This window comes from Streptomyces sp. NPDC042002 (assembly GCF_055588305.1).
Genome location: NZ_JBVJCT010000003.1, coordinates 447584 through 464828, shown reverse-complemented (window position 1 = coordinate 464828; position 17245 = coordinate 447584). Strand labels below are relative to the sequence as shown.

General features: G+C 69.9%; 15 protein-coding genes. 4 read left to right on the top strand and 11 right to left on the bottom strand.

All coding sequences use genetic code 11. The annotated features are described in order from the left end of the window. Nucleotides 1–212 precede the first annotated feature (212 nt). On the top strand, nucleotides 213–1241 hold the full coding sequence (locus tag ACZ6KY_RS07425; RefSeq protein WP_469309344.1) for an LLM class flavin-dependent oxidoreductase: 1029 nt from the start codon (nucleotides 213–215) through the stop codon (nucleotides 1239–1241). Nucleotides 1242–1342: 101 nt separating this feature from the next. On the opposite strand, the gene ACZ6KY_RS07420 is transcribed toward ACZ6KY_RS07425, so the two are convergent. After that, nucleotides 1343–1735, bottom strand: coding sequence for an SCO5389 family protein (locus tag ACZ6KY_RS07420; protein WP_328553369.1), 393 nt, complete (start codon nucleotides 1733–1735; stop codon nucleotides 1343–1345). Nucleotides 1736–2100: 365 nt separating this feature from the next. On the opposite strand from ACZ6KY_RS07420, the gene nucS reads away from it, so the two are divergent. Continuing rightward, nucleotides 2101–2772 (top strand): endonuclease NucS, encoded by a 672-nt coding sequence (gene nucS, locus ACZ6KY_RS07415; RefSeq protein WP_469309343.1) that lies wholly within the window; start codon nucleotides 2101–2103, stop codon nucleotides 2770–2772. Between the two features lie 70 nt (nucleotides 2773–2842). Here nucS and ACZ6KY_RS07410 read toward each other — a convergent pair whose 3' ends face one another. From ACZ6KY_RS07410 to ACZ6KY_RS07400, 3 genes are all read right to left on the bottom strand, one after another. Continuing rightward, complete coding sequence (locus ACZ6KY_RS07410) at nucleotides 2843–5404, bottom strand: ATP-binding protein (protein ID WP_469309342.1); 2562 nt, start codon at nucleotides 5402–5404, stop codon at nucleotides 2843–2845. Between the two features lie 269 nt (nucleotides 5405–5673). Continuing rightward, complete coding sequence (locus ACZ6KY_RS07405) at nucleotides 5674–5997, bottom strand: STAS domain-containing protein (protein WP_028804243.1); 324 nt, start codon at nucleotides 5995–5997, stop codon at nucleotides 5674–5676. 215 nt (nucleotides 5998–6212) lie between these two features. After that, nucleotides 6213–7061: a 3-hydroxyacyl-CoA dehydrogenase family protein gene (locus ACZ6KY_RS07400; RefSeq protein WP_469309341.1), complete on the bottom strand. Its 849-nt coding sequence runs from the start codon at nucleotides 7059–7061 to the stop codon at nucleotides 6213–6215. Between the two features lie 479 nt (nucleotides 7062–7540). Between ACZ6KY_RS07400 and ACZ6KY_RS07395 the strand changes: the two genes are divergently transcribed. Then, nucleotides 7541–8113, top strand: a complete 573-nt coding sequence (locus ACZ6KY_RS07395; RefSeq protein ID WP_469309340.1) for a cob(I)yrinic acid a,c-diamide adenosyltransferase — start codon at nucleotides 7541–7543, stop codon at nucleotides 8111–8113. A 383-nt stretch (nucleotides 8114–8496) separates the two neighbouring features. After that, entirely contained in the window at nucleotides 8497–10323 is a 1827-nt protein-coding gene (locus ACZ6KY_RS07390) for a glycosyl hydrolase family 18 protein (RefSeq protein ID WP_469309339.1), read from the top strand. A 353-nt stretch (nucleotides 10324–10676) separates the two neighbouring features. On the opposite strand, the gene ACZ6KY_RS07385 is transcribed toward ACZ6KY_RS07390, so the two are convergent. From ACZ6KY_RS07385 to ACZ6KY_RS07355, 7 genes are all read right to left on the bottom strand, one after another. Further along, the gene (locus ACZ6KY_RS07385; RefSeq protein ID WP_469309338.1) at nucleotides 10677–11123 is read right to left on the bottom strand and encodes a DUF2550 domain-containing protein; all 447 of its coding nucleotides are present in this window, start codon (nucleotides 11121–11123) and stop codon (nucleotides 10677–10679) included. Nucleotides 11124–11283: 160 nt separating this feature from the next. Then, nucleotides 11284–11658: a F0F1 ATP synthase subunit epsilon gene (locus ACZ6KY_RS07380; protein WP_469309337.1), complete on the bottom strand. Its 375-nt coding sequence runs from the start codon at nucleotides 11656–11658 to the stop codon at nucleotides 11284–11286. A gap of 127 nt (nucleotides 11659–11785) precedes the next feature. After that, on the bottom strand, nucleotides 11786–13222 hold the full coding sequence (gene atpD / locus ACZ6KY_RS07375) for a F0F1 ATP synthase subunit beta (protein ID WP_469309336.1): 1437 nt from the start codon (nucleotides 13220–13222) through the stop codon (nucleotides 11786–11788). Continuing rightward, nucleotides 13222–14139 carry a F0F1 ATP synthase subunit gamma gene (locus ACZ6KY_RS07370; RefSeq protein ID WP_469309335.1) on the bottom strand — a complete coding sequence of 306 codons (918 nt, stop codon included), beginning with the start codon at nucleotides 14137–14139 and terminating at the stop codon, nucleotides 13222–13224. The genes atpD and ACZ6KY_RS07370 overlap by 1 nt, the downstream gene beginning before the upstream one ends. 21 nt (nucleotides 14140–14160) lie before the next feature. Then, complete coding sequence (gene atpA / locus ACZ6KY_RS07365) at nucleotides 14161–15750, bottom strand: F0F1 ATP synthase subunit alpha (protein ID WP_469309334.1); 1590 nt, start codon at nucleotides 15748–15750, stop codon at nucleotides 14161–14163. A 126-nt stretch (nucleotides 15751–15876) separates the two neighbouring features. Then, nucleotides 15877–16698, bottom strand: coding sequence for a F0F1 ATP synthase subunit delta (locus ACZ6KY_RS07360; RefSeq protein WP_469309333.1), 822 nt, complete (start codon nucleotides 16696–16698; stop codon nucleotides 15877–15879). Next, nucleotides 16695–17237, bottom strand: coding sequence for a F0F1 ATP synthase subunit B (locus tag ACZ6KY_RS07355; protein ID WP_469309332.1), 543 nt, complete (start codon nucleotides 17235–17237; stop codon nucleotides 16695–16697). Before ACZ6KY_RS07355 ends, ACZ6KY_RS07360 begins: the two co-directional genes overlap by 4 nt. Nucleotides 17238–17245 lie beyond the last annotated feature (8 nt).

The window sequence follows — 17245 nt, the reverse complement described above, 5'->3', positions numbered from 1 at the left end:
CACGGAGCTGTACAGGGAGCAGGGGCCAAGTCCAGCCTACGCGGCACGCACACGGGTACGCGTACTCCGCCAATCCGCTCAGACCCCCCATCGGACAGCCCAATTCCCAGACAATCCGCAAATCTCTCCGCAAGGCCGTGTCTTCGGCACGTGTCAGGCGGTTATGCCGGGCGGGGGAGCTCCGTGTCGGAGCCGAGGAAGCAGGAAGTTCGATGCACGTTGGAAGCTTTGTACTGGCCGCCCAGTTTCCTGGACAGGGCCAGGGGGAGGCCCTGCACCGCGCGGTGCGCTCGGCCGAGGTCGCCGAGGCGGCCGGGCTCGACGCGGTCTGGCTGGCCGAGCACCACTTCGTGCCGTACGGGACATGCCCGTCGGCCATCACACTCGCCGCGTATCTGCTCGGCCGCACCAACCGTATCCGGATCGGCACGGCGGTCAGCGTACTGCCCACCGTCCACCCCGTGGCCCTCGGCGAGCAGGCCGCGCTGCTGCACCTGACGTCCGGCGGGCGGTTCTCGCTCGGCGTCGGCCGCGGCGGCCCCTGGGTCGACCTGGAGGTCTTCGGCGCGGGCCTCGCGGCGTACGAACAAGGTTTCCCGGAGTCACTCGATCTGCTGATCCGCTGGCTGCGCGAGCCGTCCGTCGCCGGCACCTCCGAGCGCTTCTCGTTCCGTGAAGTCCCCGTCGTGCCACGCCCGTCGGAGGCACTGAGCGGCGCTCCGGGCCCCGAGGTCGTCGTCGCGTGCACCTCACCTGCGAGTGTCCGGCTCGCCGCCGAGCGCGGACTGCCGATGCTGCTCGGCATGCACGTCGGGGACGAGGAGAAGGCCGAAATGGTCTCGCTGTGGCGGCGGCACGCGCGCGCGGCGGGCCGCTCGTCGGACGAGATCCTCACGGCCGCCCATGTCTCCGCCGGCGTCTGCCAGATCGCGGACCGCCGTACCGACGCCGTCGAGACGCTCGTCAAGGCCATGCCGGGCTGGCTGAGGCAGGGACTGGACGCCCATGTGACGGTCGACGGCCGCGCCCGCTCGATGCGGGACCCGGTGGCGTACACCGAACTGCTCTGCGGGCTGCACCCGGTGGGCACGCCCCGGCTGTGCGCCGACCGGCTCGCGGCGACCTCGGAGCGGACCGGCATCGCGCGCTTCGCCCTGCTCGTCGAGGGCTCGGGCGATCTGGCGGCGACCGAGGAGAACGTACGGCGGCTCGGGGCCGAGGTGCTGCCTCATCTCAGGTGACCGCACGGCCCGGCCCCAGGGCCGGGACCGCGGGGGAGCTTGCCGCCCCGGTACCAATGCACCTCCCGCGTACGGAGCGGCAAGCAATGCGGCTCAGCGCGTCAGCAGTCCCTGAACTCCGGGGACTGGTTGAGCAGCTGACTGCGGACCGAGGTGAAGCGTGCCAGTGTGTCGTCCACCGAGTCGTCCAGTGGGAACACCGCCACCCGGTGGCAGTTCTGGAAGGCCAGCCGCACTCCGAAGTGCCGCTGCAGCGCGCCGCGTATCGCGTCACTCGCGAGCGCACGCAACAGCTGGCCACGCGCCTGCTCGTCCGGCGGGGGCGTCTGGTTGTCGGCGAACTTGCCACCGTCCACCTTCAGCTGGGCCACCAGGGAGCTGACCATCTCCCACGCGTAGGGCAGGGAGGTCCGGACGCAGTCGACGAAGTCAGCTTCGTCGACCTCGCCTCGCTCGGCCTGTTGGAGTAGGGCCGGTGAGACGTCGAGCGACATGGGTTCTCCTCTCGCACCCCCATACCTCGGGGGTTGCCGGACAGGGACGGGGAATCGCAATATCGAACACTCTGAGTACACGCATCGCGACCTCCCGTTCATACGGTAAGCATCGCCAGGTAACGGCACCAGGAGAATGCGCACATAGCGAACGCCCAGTAGGCCGACAATCAGCCACGACCGAACAGGGAACCTTCAGGATCAATGGGGTGACCCGCGAAAACGCCGGCCGGGCGGGGCGCCGGGAGCCGTGGGGACAAAAGGTGCGAACAGCGGGTTCTCCGCCGGGGACGGCCGCCGGAGACGGGTAGGAGCCGGGCCCGAGAATCGCGTGCACCACCGCCGGTCGAGTAGCGTTGCCGACCATGCGTCTCGTCATTGCCCGCTGTTCCGTGGACTACGCGGGCCGGCTCACCGCCCATCTCCCGTCGGCCCCCCGCCTGATCCTCGTGAAGGCGGACGGCAGCGTCTCGATCCACGCGGACGACCGGGCCTACAAGCCCCTCAACTGGATGTCGCCGCCCTGCACACTGAAGGAGGGGTCAGGCGACGACGAAGGCACCTGGACCGTCATCAACAAGGCGGGCGAGAAGCTCATCATCACGATGGAGGAGATCCTCCACGACTCCTCCCACGAGCTCGGCGTGGACCCCGGCCTCATCAAGGACGGCGTGGAAGCGCACCTTCAGGAGCTGCTCGCCGACCGCATCGAGACCCTCGGCAAGGGCTACTCGCTCATCCGCCGTGAGTACATGACGGCCATCGGCCCGGTCGACATCCTGTGCCGGGACGCCGAGGGGCAGACCGTCGCCGTGGAGATCAAGCGCCGCGGCGAGATCGACGGCGTGGAGCAACTCACGCGCTACCTGGAGCTGTTGAACCGCGACCCGCACCTCGCGCCGGTCCGCGGCGTCTTCGCCGCCCAGGAGATCAAGCCGCAGGCCCGCGTCCTGGCCACCGACCGCGGCATCGGCTGCGCGGTCCTGGACTACGACGCGCTGCGCGGCATCGAGGACGACAAGCTGCGGTTGTTCTGACCCCTCGGGTTCGTATACGACAGAGGGCCGGGTCCGCCATCGGACCCGGCCCTCTCCCGTTTCCGTACGGTCAGATCACCGTGCCGCTCGGCGACGCGGCGACGCCGGTGCTCGCCGGAAGGCTGCTCGCCGGCACGCTGCTCGCCGGGACGCCGGCCGACGTGCTCGCCGGCGCGCTGCTCGACACGGGGCCGCTCGCGGAGTTCGAGGTGGCCGGAGCGGTCGGCGTGCTGGCCGAGGGGGACGCGGACGGCGAACCGCTCGGCGTCGAACCCGACGGCGACGGCGAGCTGCCCGACGACTTCGAGGGGGACGACGACGGTTTGCCCGTGGGCGACTTCGAGGGCTTCGCGGTCGCCGACTTCGAGGGCGTGCCCGAGGCCGTGTGCGTCCCGCTCGGCTCGTCGGACGGCTGATGGCCCGTCGTGGCCGCGGCCGGGGGCGTCGGGTCGTCCGAGGTGCCGTACGTGCCGTCGGGCCCCGGGTCGGTGGGCTTGGCCACGGCGCTGGGAGCGGAGTCGTCGCCCTTCTTCGCCTTGTCCGCGCCCAGGCTGTCGTCCTGGCTGCCCTGCGTCGCCGAGGGGTTGACGCCGACCTTCTCGGACGGGGTGTCGTTCTTGTGCTCCGAGGTCGCGCCGAGGGTCACCACGGTGCCGAGGACGGCGACGAGGAGCGCGCCCGCTCCCGCGGCCACCAGGTTGCGCCGGGTGCCGGTGACCAGCCGCCCCGCGACGCCCTGCCGCTTGGCCGCGGAGAGGCCGGGGCCGGCCGGGTGGGCGAGCACCGTGACGGTGTCGCCGGACGGGTCGGTCCGGGAGAAGGCGGCCGGTACACCGCCGGGAGGCGACATCGACTCGTCGTGCCGCGCGTCGGGCACCTCCTCGCCCGCCGGGGTGCGCCCGGCGGTGAGCTGAAGGGTCCCGGAGCGGTCGGCGACCAGCGCGAGGGCCCGGCGGCCGGCGGTGGTGCCGCGCTTGTCGGCGAGCGCGCCGCGCATGCCGACCGAGGCCTCGAGCTCGGCGCGGGCCCGGTCGAGCTGATGGCCGCAGAGCGCGAGGACGCCCAACTCGTGGTGGAAGTAGGCCTGTTCGCCGACGTCCTCGGCCAGCTCGGAGGCCTCGACGCCGAGGCGCAGGACGCGTTCCCAGGCGCTCCAGTGCAGCCCCGCCGCGAAGGCGGGCGCGGCTGTGCGGGCGAGCTGGACGGAGACGCTCTCGTCCTCCTCGTCCTCGGGGGCGGTGGTGACCGGGACGAGCACGTCGAGCGCGGCGAGCAGCGCGTCGGCCTCGGCGCTGACGCGCTCCGGGGTGACCGAGGGGTGCCCGGCCCACCAGGTGTAGTGCTGGGCGGCGGCGAGCGCGCTCTCCTGGAGGGTGTCCGCGTATCCGGAGGCCTCCAGTTGCGCCTGCACCCCGGCGGCGAGCCGGTAGCGGGAGCCGACCGGGGAGACCAGCGCGCTGCCCGCGAGTTCGGCGAGCGCCGCGTCGGCGTGGGTGTCGCCCACGAGTGCGGGCAGATGGGCCTGGTGGGGCACCTCGCCGCCGAGCGCGACGGCGAAGCGCAGGGTACTGCGCGCCGACTCGCTCAGCCGGGAGGCGAGCAGCGGGGCGGGCGCGGCGCCCTCGGCGAGGGAGGGCAGCGGTACGTCGGCTCCCTCGCCGGTCTCGAACGGCGCGTCGACCGGGGCCTCCTGGAAGACGCCGTAGTCGTCGAAGGCGTCCTCGCTGGCCCGCAGCCGGTCGCGCTGCCGCAGCAGGGCGCCGGCCTGTATGAAGCGCAGGGGCAGTCCCTCGGACTCGAACCAGAGGTCGCCCGCCCAGTTGGACTCGTCCTCGGTCAGAACCCGTCCGACGGCGCGCTCCAGCAGTTCGAGACCGCCGCTGCGGTCGAGACCGCCGAGGACGACCTCTTCGAGGAGCGCGTGGGCGGACGGGGCGGGTATGTCGGGGGTGGCGGCGATCACGAAGGCGCACTCGGGGGTGGCGTCGAGCAGCTCGTCGAGGGCGCTTCCGCCGATCTCCGCGTCGTCGAGGACGACGACCGCGCCGATCTCGTGGACGAGCCTGAGCAGTTCCTCGCGGTCCGGGCGGTGCAGGGGGGCCTCGTATACGGCGGTGAAGAGGTCGTACAGCAGGTCGCTCGCCGTGCGCCGGTAGCCGGACAGGCGGATGACGCCGTCGGGGGCGAGGTCCGCGCAGTCGTCGGCCACGGCGTCCAGCAGGACGGTGCGGCCCGATCCCGAGGGGCCGGTGAGGCGGACCGAGCGTCCGCGCGCGAGGAGGCGTACGAGCTGCTCGCGCTCTTCCTGGCGCTCCAGGAGCGGCAGCCGGGGCTGCGCCGGGCCGGGCGGAACCGGCGGCCGGGCCGCGCGGGCGAGCTCGGCGCGTTCGGCGGCGCCGTGCTTGACCGGCGGCTGCGGGCGCTCGTGCGGCGGGCAGTTCTCCAGCTCGCTGCCGTCGACGGGGTTGACGGTGAGCAGGAATTCGCCCGCGACGAGCCGGACCGTGCGGACGACCACGGGTTTGTGCTGGCCCAGGTCGGTTGCGAGCGGGTCGCGCGGCGGGCGCGGGCGAGGCGCCTGGCCGTCGTCGTCATGGCCGTACTCTTCGGATCCCCGGCTGGTCGGGTCCATGTTCCAAGCCCCCCAAAAGCGTCGTGTGCCGATGCCCTCCCGGCCTGGCTGCACACCGCTCTGTCGCTTCTGGTCCGGTGCCCGCTCGTAGGGTTTCGGTCGGCGGGCAGCCGAACCCTAAACCTTCGCACAGTATCTACGAACAGGCGGGGTACCGCGCCGTCCGAACCGTCACAGCTTCGTGAGGATTGTGCACGTGGCGCGCTTCGTGCGCCGGTCAGGGCGCGTACGCGGTCGCACGCGCGGAGCGACGGGGGCGCGCGCTCAGGTCACACCCGGGGCAGCGAGTCGACCCCGATGCCACCCTCGATCGCCAGGATCCGGTGCAGCCGGGTGGCCACCAGCAGGCGCTGCATCTGTGGTGGTACGCCGCGCAGTACGAGCCGTCGGCCGCATCGTCCGGCGCGTCGGTGGGCCCCCATGATGACACCGAGCCCGGTGGCGTCCCAGGAGTCCAGCTCGGACAGGTCCAGCACGAGATCGCCGGCTCCGTCGTCGACGGCCGAGTGCAGGACCGTACGGGCGTCCGCCGCGCTGCGTACGTCGAGGCGGCCCCCGACGACCAGCTCGGCGTGGTCGCCCCTGATGTACATATGCGCTCCCCGAGAATGTGTCTCGTAACTCCGCGTGTGTCTGTTTCCGCGTCTTCGCGTCTGCATGTTGTGCATGGTCTGACTGTCTGAGGGCCACAGAGGTTGCCGTCTGTAAGCGAACCGATACCGAATTCACCTCATGGGGTGACACCCGAGAGGCGCGTGCGGCTTCCGTGGCGGATGCGGCGACCGGTTTCCGGTCGCCGCGTGATCGTTCAGTGCTTGTAGAAGCCCTGCCCGCTCTTGCGCCCGATGTCACCGGCGTCAACCATCCGGCGCATCAGCTCGGGCGGTGCGAACTTCTCGTCCTGGGTCTCGGTGTAGATGTTGCCGGTGGCGTGCAGCAGGATGTCGACGCCCGTGAGGTCGGCGGTGGCCAGCGGCCCCATGGCGTGGCCGAAGCCCAGCCGGCAGGCGAGGTCGATGTCCTCGGCGGTGGCCACGCCCGACTCGTACAGCTTGGTCGCCTCGACGACGAGGGCCGAGATGAGGCGGGTGGTCACGAACCCGGCGACGTCGCGGTTGACGACGATGCAGGTCTTGCCGACGGACTCGCTGAACTCCCGCGCGGTGGCGAGCGTTTCGTCGCTGGTCTTGTAGCCGCGGACCAGTTCGACGAGCTGCATCATCGGCACCGGCGAGAAGAAGTGCACGCCGACGACCCGCTCCGGGCGCTCCGTGGCCGCCGCGATCTTGGTGATCGGGATCGCGGAGGTGTTGGAGGCGAGCACCGCGTCGGGGCGGACGATCTTGTCGAGGGCCTGGAAGATCTCGTGCTTGACCTCGAGCTTCTCGAAGACCGCCTCGATGACGATGTCCGCGTCGGCGGCCGCGTCCAGATCGGTGGTCGCCGTGATGCGCGCGAGCGCCGCGTCCGCGTCCGCGGCCTCCAGCTTGCCCTTGCTCACGAACCTGTCGTACGAGGCCCTGATGCCGTCGAGGCCGCGGTTCAACGCCTCGTCGGTGACATCGCGGAGGACGACGTCCCAGCCCGCCTGTGCGGAGACCTGGGCAATACCGGACCCCATGAGTCCGGCTCCGATGACGGCGAGCTTCCCTGCCACTCCGACTCCCTCAACACGCTTAACACGCTGCTTGTGTATGCCTCTTCGGCGGAGAGTAGCGTTCGGGAGGGGCCGGGAAACCCGTAAGTAACGCGTGTCACGGTCTCAGGGCGTGAGACGCCCGTCACGTCGCGTCCCCGCGGCCGGGTGACCCGTCCGCCCGTACGGCGCAGTTGAGGGCCTTCCGGCTCAACAGGTCCTCGATGTCGTCGAGGAGGTCATGGCCCGCCATCAGGCCGAGCCGGGGGAAACCGCCTCGGCCTCCTCGCGCGGCCCGCGCGGGACGGCGGCTGCCGATTCCACCTCCGCCCCGCCGCGCGCCCACCGGGCGAGCCGGTCGGCCACGCCCGCGGAGCGGTCGAGGAAGCCCCGCCGACCCTCTCGCTCGCCTCTTCTCGTGACCCTCGCCCTCGCCGTGACCGCCGTGACCGTGGGCACACGGGCCTTTCGGAGGGCCGGGGCGTAACTAGGCTGGGCCCATGGTCAATCTGACGCGCATCTACACCAGGACCGGCGACCAGGGCACCACCGCCCTCGGGGACATGAGCAGGGTCGCCAAGACCGATCTGCGGATCTCGGCGTACGCCGACGCCAACGAGGCCAACGCGGTGATCGGTACGGCGATCGCGCTGGGCGGCCTGGAGGCGGAGGTCGTCCAGGTCCTCACCCGCGTCCAGAACGACCTGTTCGACGTGGGTGCGGATCTGTCGACGCCGGTGGTCGAGGACCCGAAGTTCCCGCCGCTGCGGGTGGAGCAGTTCTACGTCGACAAGCTGGAGGCGGACTGCGACCTCTTCAACGAACGGCTGGAGAAGCTCCGCTCCTTCATCCTGCCCGGCGGCACCACCGGCGCGGCCCTCCTCCACCAGGCCTGCACGGTCGTGCGCCGGGCCGAGCGTTCCACCTGGGCGGCGCTCGAGGTCCACGGCGAGGCGATGAACCCGCTCACCGCCACCTACCTCAACCGGCTCTCCGACCTTCTGTTCATCCTGGCGCGCACGGCGAACAAGGACGTGGGCGACGTGCTGTGGGTCCCGGGCGGGGAGCGCTGAGCGACTCCTCGGGCCCGCACCCCGCACACCCCCGTACACCCGCTCACCCGTACACGCCGAACAGGACCAGGGCGTCTGCGCCGGGCTCGGAACGATCTTCGAGCCCGCTGCCGCAGGCGCCCTTCGTCGTTGCCGCCGAAGGCACCGGTTCGACCGCGCGCGGGAACGCGAAGGCCCACGTCATCCGCCTGCCGGACCGTCAGGACCGGGCGAGCCGGGCGTCAACCCGCCCCAGCCTCAAGGGAGTTGATGATCAAGTGCAAGAATGGACAAGTGGTCCAGACCTATTGACCTATGGTCCAGACCTTCCTATTCTCACGGGCACCATGGGCGTGAAGGCTCAGTTACGCCCCTCCCCTCCCCCAACTCCCCCGAGGAGCGGAATGCGCTTCAGACAACGAGCTACGGCAGGGCTCGCCACCCTGCTGCTCCCGCTGGCGGGCCTGGTCGGTCTCGCGAGTCCCGCCCACGCGGCCGACACCGCCACCGCCACGTACGCCAAGACCCAGGACTGGGGCACCGGCTTCGAAGGCAAGTGGACCGTCAAGAACACCGGTACCACCGCGATCAGCTCGTGGACGATCGAGTGGGACTTCCCCTCCGGCACCTCGGTCACCTCGGCCTGGGACGCGGACGTCACCAGCTCCGGCAACCACTGGACCGCCAAGAACAAGTCCTACAACGGCAGTCTCGCCGCGGGCGCCTCCGTCTCCTTCGGCTTCAACGGCGCGGGCGCCGGCTCACCGTCCAACTGCAAGCTGAACGGCGGCAGTTGTGACGGCGGCACCACCGTCCCCGGTGACAGCGCGCCCTCCGCGCCGGGCACCCCCACCGCCTCCTCCGTCGCCGACACCTCGGTGAAGCTCTCCTGGAGCGCGGCCACCGACGACAAGGGCGTCAAGAACTACGACGTCCTGCGCGGCGGCACCAAGGTCGCGACCGTGACGACGACCTCGTACACGGACACCGGTCTGACCGCCGGCACCGACTACTCGTACACCGTCCAGGCCCGTGACACCGCCGACCAGACCGGTCCGGTCAGCGGCGCGGTCGCGGTCCACACCACCGGTGGCACCACCACCCCGCCGTCCACCGGCAACGCCGTCAAGCTCGGCTACTTCACCGAGTGGGGCATCTACGGCCGCAACTACAACGTCAAGAACCTGGTGACGTCGGGCTCGGCCGCCAAGATCACCCACATCAACTACGCCTTCGGCAACGTCACCAACGGCCAGTGCGCGATCGGCGACGCCTACGCGGACTACCAGAAGACGTTCACCGCCGACACCTCGGTCAGCGGCGTCGCCGACACCTGGGACCAGCCGCTGGCCGGCAACTTCAACCAGCTGCGCGAGCTGAAGGCCAAGTACCCGAACCTCAAGATCCTCTGGTCCTTCGGCGGCTGGACCTGGTCCGGCGGCTTCGCGCAGGCGGCGGCCAACCCGACCGCGTTCGCGGACTCCTGCTACAACCTCGTCAAGGACCCGCGCTGGGCCGATGTCTTCGACGGCATCGACATCGACTGGGAGTACCCCAACGCCTGCGGTCTGTCCTGTGACACCAGCGGTGCCGCGGCCTACAAGAACCTGATGCAGGCCCTGCGCGCCAAGTTCGGCACGAACAACCTCGTCACCGCGGCCACCACGGCCGACGGCACCTCCGGCGGCAAGATCGACGCCGCGGACTACGCGGGCGCCTCGCAGTACGTCGACTGGTACAACGTGATGTCGTACGACTTCTTCGGCGCGTTCGCCGCACAGGGCCCGACCGCCCCGCACTCCCCGCTCACCTCGTACAGCGGCATCCCGACGCCCGGCTTCGACACGGCCGACGCGATCGCCAAGTTCAAGTCGAAGGGCGTGCCCGCGAGCAAGCTGCTCATCGGGATCGGCTTCTACGGCCGTGGCTGGACCGGTGTCACCCAGTCCACACCCGGCGGCACGGCGACCGGCCCGGCGGCCGGTACGTACGAGCAGGGCATCGAGGACTACAAGGTCCTCAAGACGTCCTGCCCCGCCACCGGCACCGTCGCCGGCACGGCGTACGCCTACTGCGGCAACAACTGGTGGTCGTACGACACCCCGGCCACCATCGGAACGAAGATGTCGTGGGCCAAGAGCCAGGGCCTGGGCGGCGCCTTCTTCTGGGAGTTCAGCGGTGACACCAGCAACGGTGAACTCGTCAGCGCCCTCAGCGGCGGCCTGAGCTAGTCCCTGCCGTCCCTGTCCCACCCGCACCACCGCCGCGGGCAGACCTCCGGGTCTGCTCGCGGCACACTTGTTTCCGCCTTGCGGGACGGGGTCGGAGAGCTCTGGCAGCGGGCTGCCGAGGACCCCGGCGCGGCTCAGGGAGCCGGGCAGCGGGGTCTCAAGGGGCGGCGGGACGTCAGGCGCGCGACCGCGGAGGGCAGCCGGACGCTGCGCTGGACCGTGGGACGTCGGGCCGGGAGACGTCAGGTCTGCGGTGTGGGTGGGGTCGCTGAGCGGGCTGTGAGTGCGTCGGGTGAGGGGCGGGGGCCCGGGATTCGGGTGGGGAGGTCCGTCTCGCGCGAGGAGGGGGCGGATCAGGCGACGTTCACGCGCTGGCCGGGTGGGGCCGCCTCCAGCCAGGCGAGGAAACCGGTCAGCGCGTCCTCGCTCATCGCCAGTTCCAGGCGTGTCCCGCGATGGAGACAGGCGAGGATGATCGCGTCGGAGAGCAGCGCGAGCTCCTCCTCGCCGTCCGCGGTACGGCGGCCCGCCACCTCGATCGCCGAGCGTTCGAGGACGCGGCGCGGACGGGGGGCGTACGAGAAGACGCGGTACCACTCGATCCGGTCGCCGTTGTAACGGGCGACCCCGTAGCTCCAGCCCTTGCCGCTGAGGTCACCCTTCTCGGGGACGTCCCAGCGCAGGCTGCAGTCGAACGTTCCGCCGGAACGCTGGATCAGCCGGCGGCGGAGGCCGAAGACGAACAGCCCCACCACCACGAGCGCCACTACCACTCCGCACACAGTCAGAGCGAGGACCATCGACACCGACCTCCTCGTCTCCTAGGTAACGGAAAAGAAAAAACTTCCGGATTTGCCTCAGCCGCGGCCAGGGCCGGAGTGATCCGGTCCCAGCCGCGGCTGAGTCAAAGCTTCACACAGTGCTAGCCCAGCGCCTAAAGGGCCGGGGTCGCACCGACGGTCAGCGCGTCGACACCGCACGCAGACGGACGTCCGCGCGGCGCTCGGCGGAGGCATCGCCCTCCGCCTTGGCGCGCTCGAGCTCCCGCTCCACGCGCTGGACGTCGATCTCGTCCGACAGCTCGGCGATCTCGGCCAGCAGTGACAGCTTGTTGTCGGCGAACGAGATGAAACCGCCGTGCACCGCGGCGACGACCGTTCCACCATCACTCGTACGGATGGTCACCGGGCCCGACTCCAGCACACCGAGAAGCGGCTGGTGACCGGGCATGACGCCGATGTCGCCGGACGTGGTACGCGCGACGACCAGGGTGGCCTCGCCGGACCAGACACTGCGGTCCGCGGCGACGAGCTCGACATGCAGCTCAGCAGCCAAGGTGGGCTCCTCGGGTCACCACCCGGCGTTGCTGCCGGGTGTTGGGTCAAAGTCTAGTAGGCGTACGGAGGGGGAAGGACCGCACCCCGCGAGGTGCGGCCCCGCCCCCTCACTCAGAACACGAGGTTCAGGAGACGCCGAGCTCCTTGGCGTTGGCCTTGAGGTCCTCGATGCCACCGCACAGGAAGAACGCCTGCTCCGGGAAGTGGTCGTACTCGCCGTCGATGATCGCGTTGAAGGCCACGATCGACTCGTCCAGCGGGACGTCCGACCCGTCGACGCCGGTGAACTGCTTGGCGACGTGGGTGTTCTGGGACAGGAAGCGCTCCACGCGACGGGCACGGTGGACGGTGAGCTTGTCCTCCTCGCCCAGCTCGTCGATACCGAGGATCGCGATGATGTCCTGAAGGTCCTTGTACTTCTGGAGAACCGACTTGACGCGCATCGCGGCCGCGTAGTGGTCCGCCGCGATGTAGCGGGGGTCCAGGATGCGGGACGTGGAGTCCAGCGGGTCCACGGCCGGGTAGATGCCCTTCTCGGAGATCGGACGGGAGAGAACCGTCGTCGCGTCGAGGTGGGCGAACGTGGTGGCCGGGGCCGGGTCGGTCAGGTCGTCCGCGGGGACGTAGATCGCCTGCATCGAGGTGATCGAGTGACCGCGGGTCGAGGTGATGCGCTCCTGGAGGAGACCCATCTCGTCGGCCAGGTTCGGCTGGTAACCCACCGCGGAGGGCATACGGCCGAGCAGGGTCGAGACCTCGGAACCGGCCTGCGTGAAGCGGAAGATGTTGTCGATGAAGAACAGCACGTCCTGCTTCTGCACATCGCGGAAGTACTCCGCCATGGTCAGACCCGCGAGGGCCACGCGCAGACGGGTGCCCGGGGGCTCGTCCATCTGGCCGAAGACGAGGGCGGTCTTGTCGATGACGCCCGACTCCGACATCTCCTCGATGAGGTCGTTGCCCTCACGCGTGCGCTCGCCGACACCGGCGAACACGGAGACACCGTCGTGGTTGTTGGCGACGCGGTAGATCATCTCCTGGATGAGCACCGTCTTGCCGACACCGGCACCACCGAACAGACCGATCTTTCCACCCTTGACGTACGGGGTGAGGAGGTCGATGACCTTGACGCCGGTCTCGAACATCTCGGTCTTCGACTCGAGCTCGTCGAAGCGCGGGGCCTTGCGGTGGATGGACCAGCGCTCGCCCGAGTACTTCTCGTCGCTGTTCAGCACCTCACCGAGGGTGTTGAACACCTTGCCCTTGGTGAAGTCGCCGACGGGGACGGTGATGCCCGCGCCGGTGTCGGTGACCGCGGCCTGGCGGACCAGACCGTCGGTGGGCTGCATGGAGATCGTGCGGACCAGGCCGTCACCCAGGTGCTGGGCGACCTCCAGGGTCAGCGTCTTCTCCTCGCCGGCGTTGGCCGGGTCGGCCACCGTGACGTGAAGGGCGTTGTAGATCTCCGGCATCGCGTCGACGGGGAACTCCACGTCGACGACCGGGCCGATGACCCGGGCGACGCGGCCCGTGGCAACGGCCGTCTCAGAAGTCGTCGTCATTACTTGTCACTCCCCGCGGTCGCGTCGGCAAGGGCTGCGGAGCCACCGACGATCTCGCTGATTTCCTGGGTGATTTCGGCCTGGCGGGCCGCATTGGCAAGACGGGAGAGCGAGGTGATCAGGTCTCCCGCGTTGTCGGTCGCCGACTTCATCGCGCGGCGCGTGGCGGCGTGCTTGGAAGCAGCCGACTGGAGCAGCGCGTTGTAGATACGGCTCTCGACGTAGCGCGGCAGAAGGGCGTCGAGGACGTCCTCCGCCGACGGCTCGAACTCGAACAGCGGAAGGATCTCGTCCGTGTCGGACGTCTCCTCCGCGACCTCTTCGAGGCGAAGCGGCAGCAGCCGGCCGTCGACGGCCGTCTGCGTCATCATCGAGACGAACTCGGTGTAGACGATGTGGATCTCGTCCACGCCGCCGTCCGCCGTCTCCTTCTCGATGGCCTCGATCAGCGGACCCGCGACCTTCTTCGCGTCCGCGTAGGTGGGCTCGTCGGTGAAACCCGACCACGACTCCACGACCTTGCGCTCGCGGAAGTTGTAGTGGGCCAGACCGCGGCGGCCGACGATGTACGTGTCGACCTCCTTGCCCTCGGCCTCGAGACGAGCGGTCAGCAGCTCCGCCGCCTTGATGGCGTTGGAGTTGAAGGCGCCGGCCAGTCCGCGGTCGCTCGTGAGGAGCAGTACCGCGGAACGGGTCGCCGTCTCCGCCTCCGTGGTCAGCGGGTGCTTGGTGTTCGAACCGGTACCGACCGCCGTGACCGCGCGGGTGAGCTCGGTCGCGTACGGCGTGGAGGCCGCCACCTTGCGCTGCGCCTTGACGACGCGCGAGGCGGCGATCATCTCCATCGCCTTGGTGATCTTCTTGGTCGCGGTGACGGATCGGATGCGACGCTTGTAGACCCGGAGCTGGGCTCCCATGAGTCAGGTCCCTTCCTTACGTCACTTGGCCGCGGACGGAGCGTCCTCGCCGAGAAGCTTCCCGTCCGAGGTCTCGAACTGCTTCTTGAAGTCCGCGATGGAGTCCGCGACGGCGGTGAGGGTGTCGTCCGACATCTTGCCGCCCTCCTTGATGGAGGTCATGAGGCCCTGCTCCTTGCGGTGCAGGTACTCCAGGAGCTCCTTCTCGAAGCGGCGGACGTCGGAGACCGGTACGTCGTCCATCTTGCCGGTGGTACCGGCCCAGACGGAGACGACCTGGTCCTCGGTCGCCATCGGCTGGTACTGAGCCTGCTTGAGCAGCTCGACCAGTCGCTGGCCACGCTCCAGCTGCGACTTCGACGCGGCGTCCAGGTCGGAACCGAAGGCGGCGAACGCCTCCAGCTCGCGGTACTGGGCGAGGTCGAGGCGGAGCCGGCCGGAGACCTGCTTCATCGCCTTGTGCTGGGCGGAGCCACCGACGCGGGAGACCGAGATACCGACGTTCAGGGCCGGGCGCTGACCGGCGTTGAACAGGTCGGACTCCAGGAAGCACTGACCGTCGGTGATGGAGATGACGTTGGTCGGGATGAACGCCGACACGTCGTTCGCCTTGGTCTCGACGATCGGCAGACCCGTCATCGAACCGGCGCCGAGGTCGTCGGAGAGCTTCGCGCAGCGCTCCAGCAGACGGGAGTGCAGGTAGAAGACGTCACCGGGGTAGGCCTCGCGCCCCGGCGGACGGCGGAGCAGCAGGGACACGGCGCGGTAGGCGTCGGCCTGCTTCGAGAGGTCGTCGAAGATGATGAGGACGTGCTTGCCCTCGTACATCCACTGCTGGCCGATGGCCGAACCGGTGTACGGCGCAAGGTACTTGAAGCCGGCCGGGTCGGACGCCGGGGCGGCGACGATGGTCGTGTACTCCAGCGCGCCGGCCTCTTCGAGGGCGCCACGCACGGAGGCGATGGTCGAACCCTTCTGACCGATGGCGACGTAGATGCAGCGGACCTGCTTCTTGGTGTCGCCCGAGCGCCAGTTGTCGCGCTGGTTGATGATCGTGTCGACGGCCAGCGCGGTCTTGCCGGTCTGACGGTCGCCGATGATCAGCTGACGCTGGCCGCGGCCGACCGGGGTCATCGCGTCGACGGCCTTGTAGCCGGTCTCCATCGGCTCGTGCACCGACTTGCGGACCATGACGCCCGGGGCCTGCAGCTCAAGGGCGCGGCGGCCGGACGTCTCGATCTCGCCGAGGCCGTCGATCGGGTTGCCGAGCGGGTCGACAACGCGGCCGAGGTAGCCCTCGCCCACGGCGACGGACAGCACCTCACCGGTGCGCCGCACCGGCTGGCCCTCTTCGATTCCGCTGAACTCGCCGAGGACGACCGCACCGATCTCGCGCTCTTCCAGGTTCAGCGCGAGGCCGAGGGTTCCGTCCTCGAACTTCAGCAGCTCGTTCGCCATGGCCGAGGGGAGACCCTCGATCTTGGCGATACCGTCGCCGGCGACGGTGACCGTACCGACCTCCTCGCGCGAGGCCGCGTCCGGCTTGTACGACTGGACAAAGTTCTCCAGCGCATCCCGGATCTCCTCCGGCCGGATCGTGAGCTCCGCCATCTGGGTTCCCTGCTCTCCTTGTTGGGCCCGAAGTTTCACTTGGGGGGATGGGGACTCCCCCCTATGAGAGGTGAATCCTCTGCACGGCCCAACATGGGCCGTAATTGCGTACTGCTTGTGGGATTACTAGCTCGCCATGCGGCGGGCGGCGTCCTCGAGACGGTCCGCGATGGAACCGTTGATGACCTCGTCGCCGACCTGCACCCGGATCCCGCCGAGGACATCGGGGTCCACGTCGAGGTTGAGGTGCATCGGGCGGCCGTAGAGCTTCGCCAGAGCGGCGCCGAGGCGCTGCTTCTGTCCGTCGCTCAGCGGCACCGCCGAGGTGACCACGGCGACCATGCGGTTGCGGCGCTCGGCGGCGAGCCGGGACAGGGACTCGAGTCCCGCTTCCAGGCTACGTCCGCGAGGCGCGGTCACAAGGCGCGTCACCAGACGCCCGGTCGTCACGTCGGCCCGGCCGCCGAGCAGGCTGCGCAGCAGCTCGCTCTTGGCCGCCGTGGTGGCGGCCCGGTCGGTCAGCGCGGCGCGCAGCCCGGTGTTCGAGGCGACGATCCGGCCGAAGCGGAACAGTTCGTCCTCGACGTTGTCGAGCGCGCCCGTCCGCTGTGCCGCCGTGAGGTCGGCGGTGGCGGTGAGCTCCTCCAGGGCGTCCACCAGGTCGCGGGGCTGCGACCAGCGGGAACGCACCATGCCGGACACCAGGTCGGCGGCGGTGCCGCCCACCTGGGCGCCGAGCAGGCGCTGGACCAGCTCGGCCTTGGCCTCGCCGGGCTGCGCCGGGTCGGTGAGGACCCGACGCAGCGACACCTCGCGGTGGAGCAGCGCGGTGACCGCGGCCAGCTCGTCGGCGAGCTGTGCCGCGTCCACGGACGTCGAGTCCGTCAGCGCGTCGAGACGCTCACGTGCGGCTGCGGTTGCCTCGCGGCTCGCTCCGTGTGCAGTCATCGAGCCGCCTCGGCCTTCTCCTCAAGCTCGGAGAGGAAACGGTCGATGACGCGGCTCTGCCGGGCGTGGTCCTCGAGGGACTCGCCGACCAGCTTGCCGGCCAGGTCGGTGGCCAGGTGGCCGACGTCCTGACGCAGCGACTGAGCGGCGGCCTTGCGGTCGGCCTCGATCTGCGTGTGACCGGCGGCGACGATTTCCTCGCGCTGCCGCTGGCCTTCCGCGCGCATCTCGGCGATGAGCGTGGCGCCCTGCTCCGTCGCTTCCTGGCGCAGGCGCGCGGCCTCGTGACGGGCTTCGGCGAGCTGAGCCTTGTACTGCTCGAGAACGCTCTGGGCCTCGGTCTGCGCGGCCTCGGCCTTTTCGATACCGCCCTCGATGGCCTCGCGGCGCTGCTCCAGAACCTTGTTGATGTTCGGGAGAAGCTTCCAGGCCAGGAAGCCGAAGACGATGACGAAGGCGAGCAGGCCGATGACAAGCTCGGGGATCGGCGGGATGAGAGGGTTTTCCTTCTCGGCCGCCAGAATGAGCATGTGGCTCATGTCAGTGC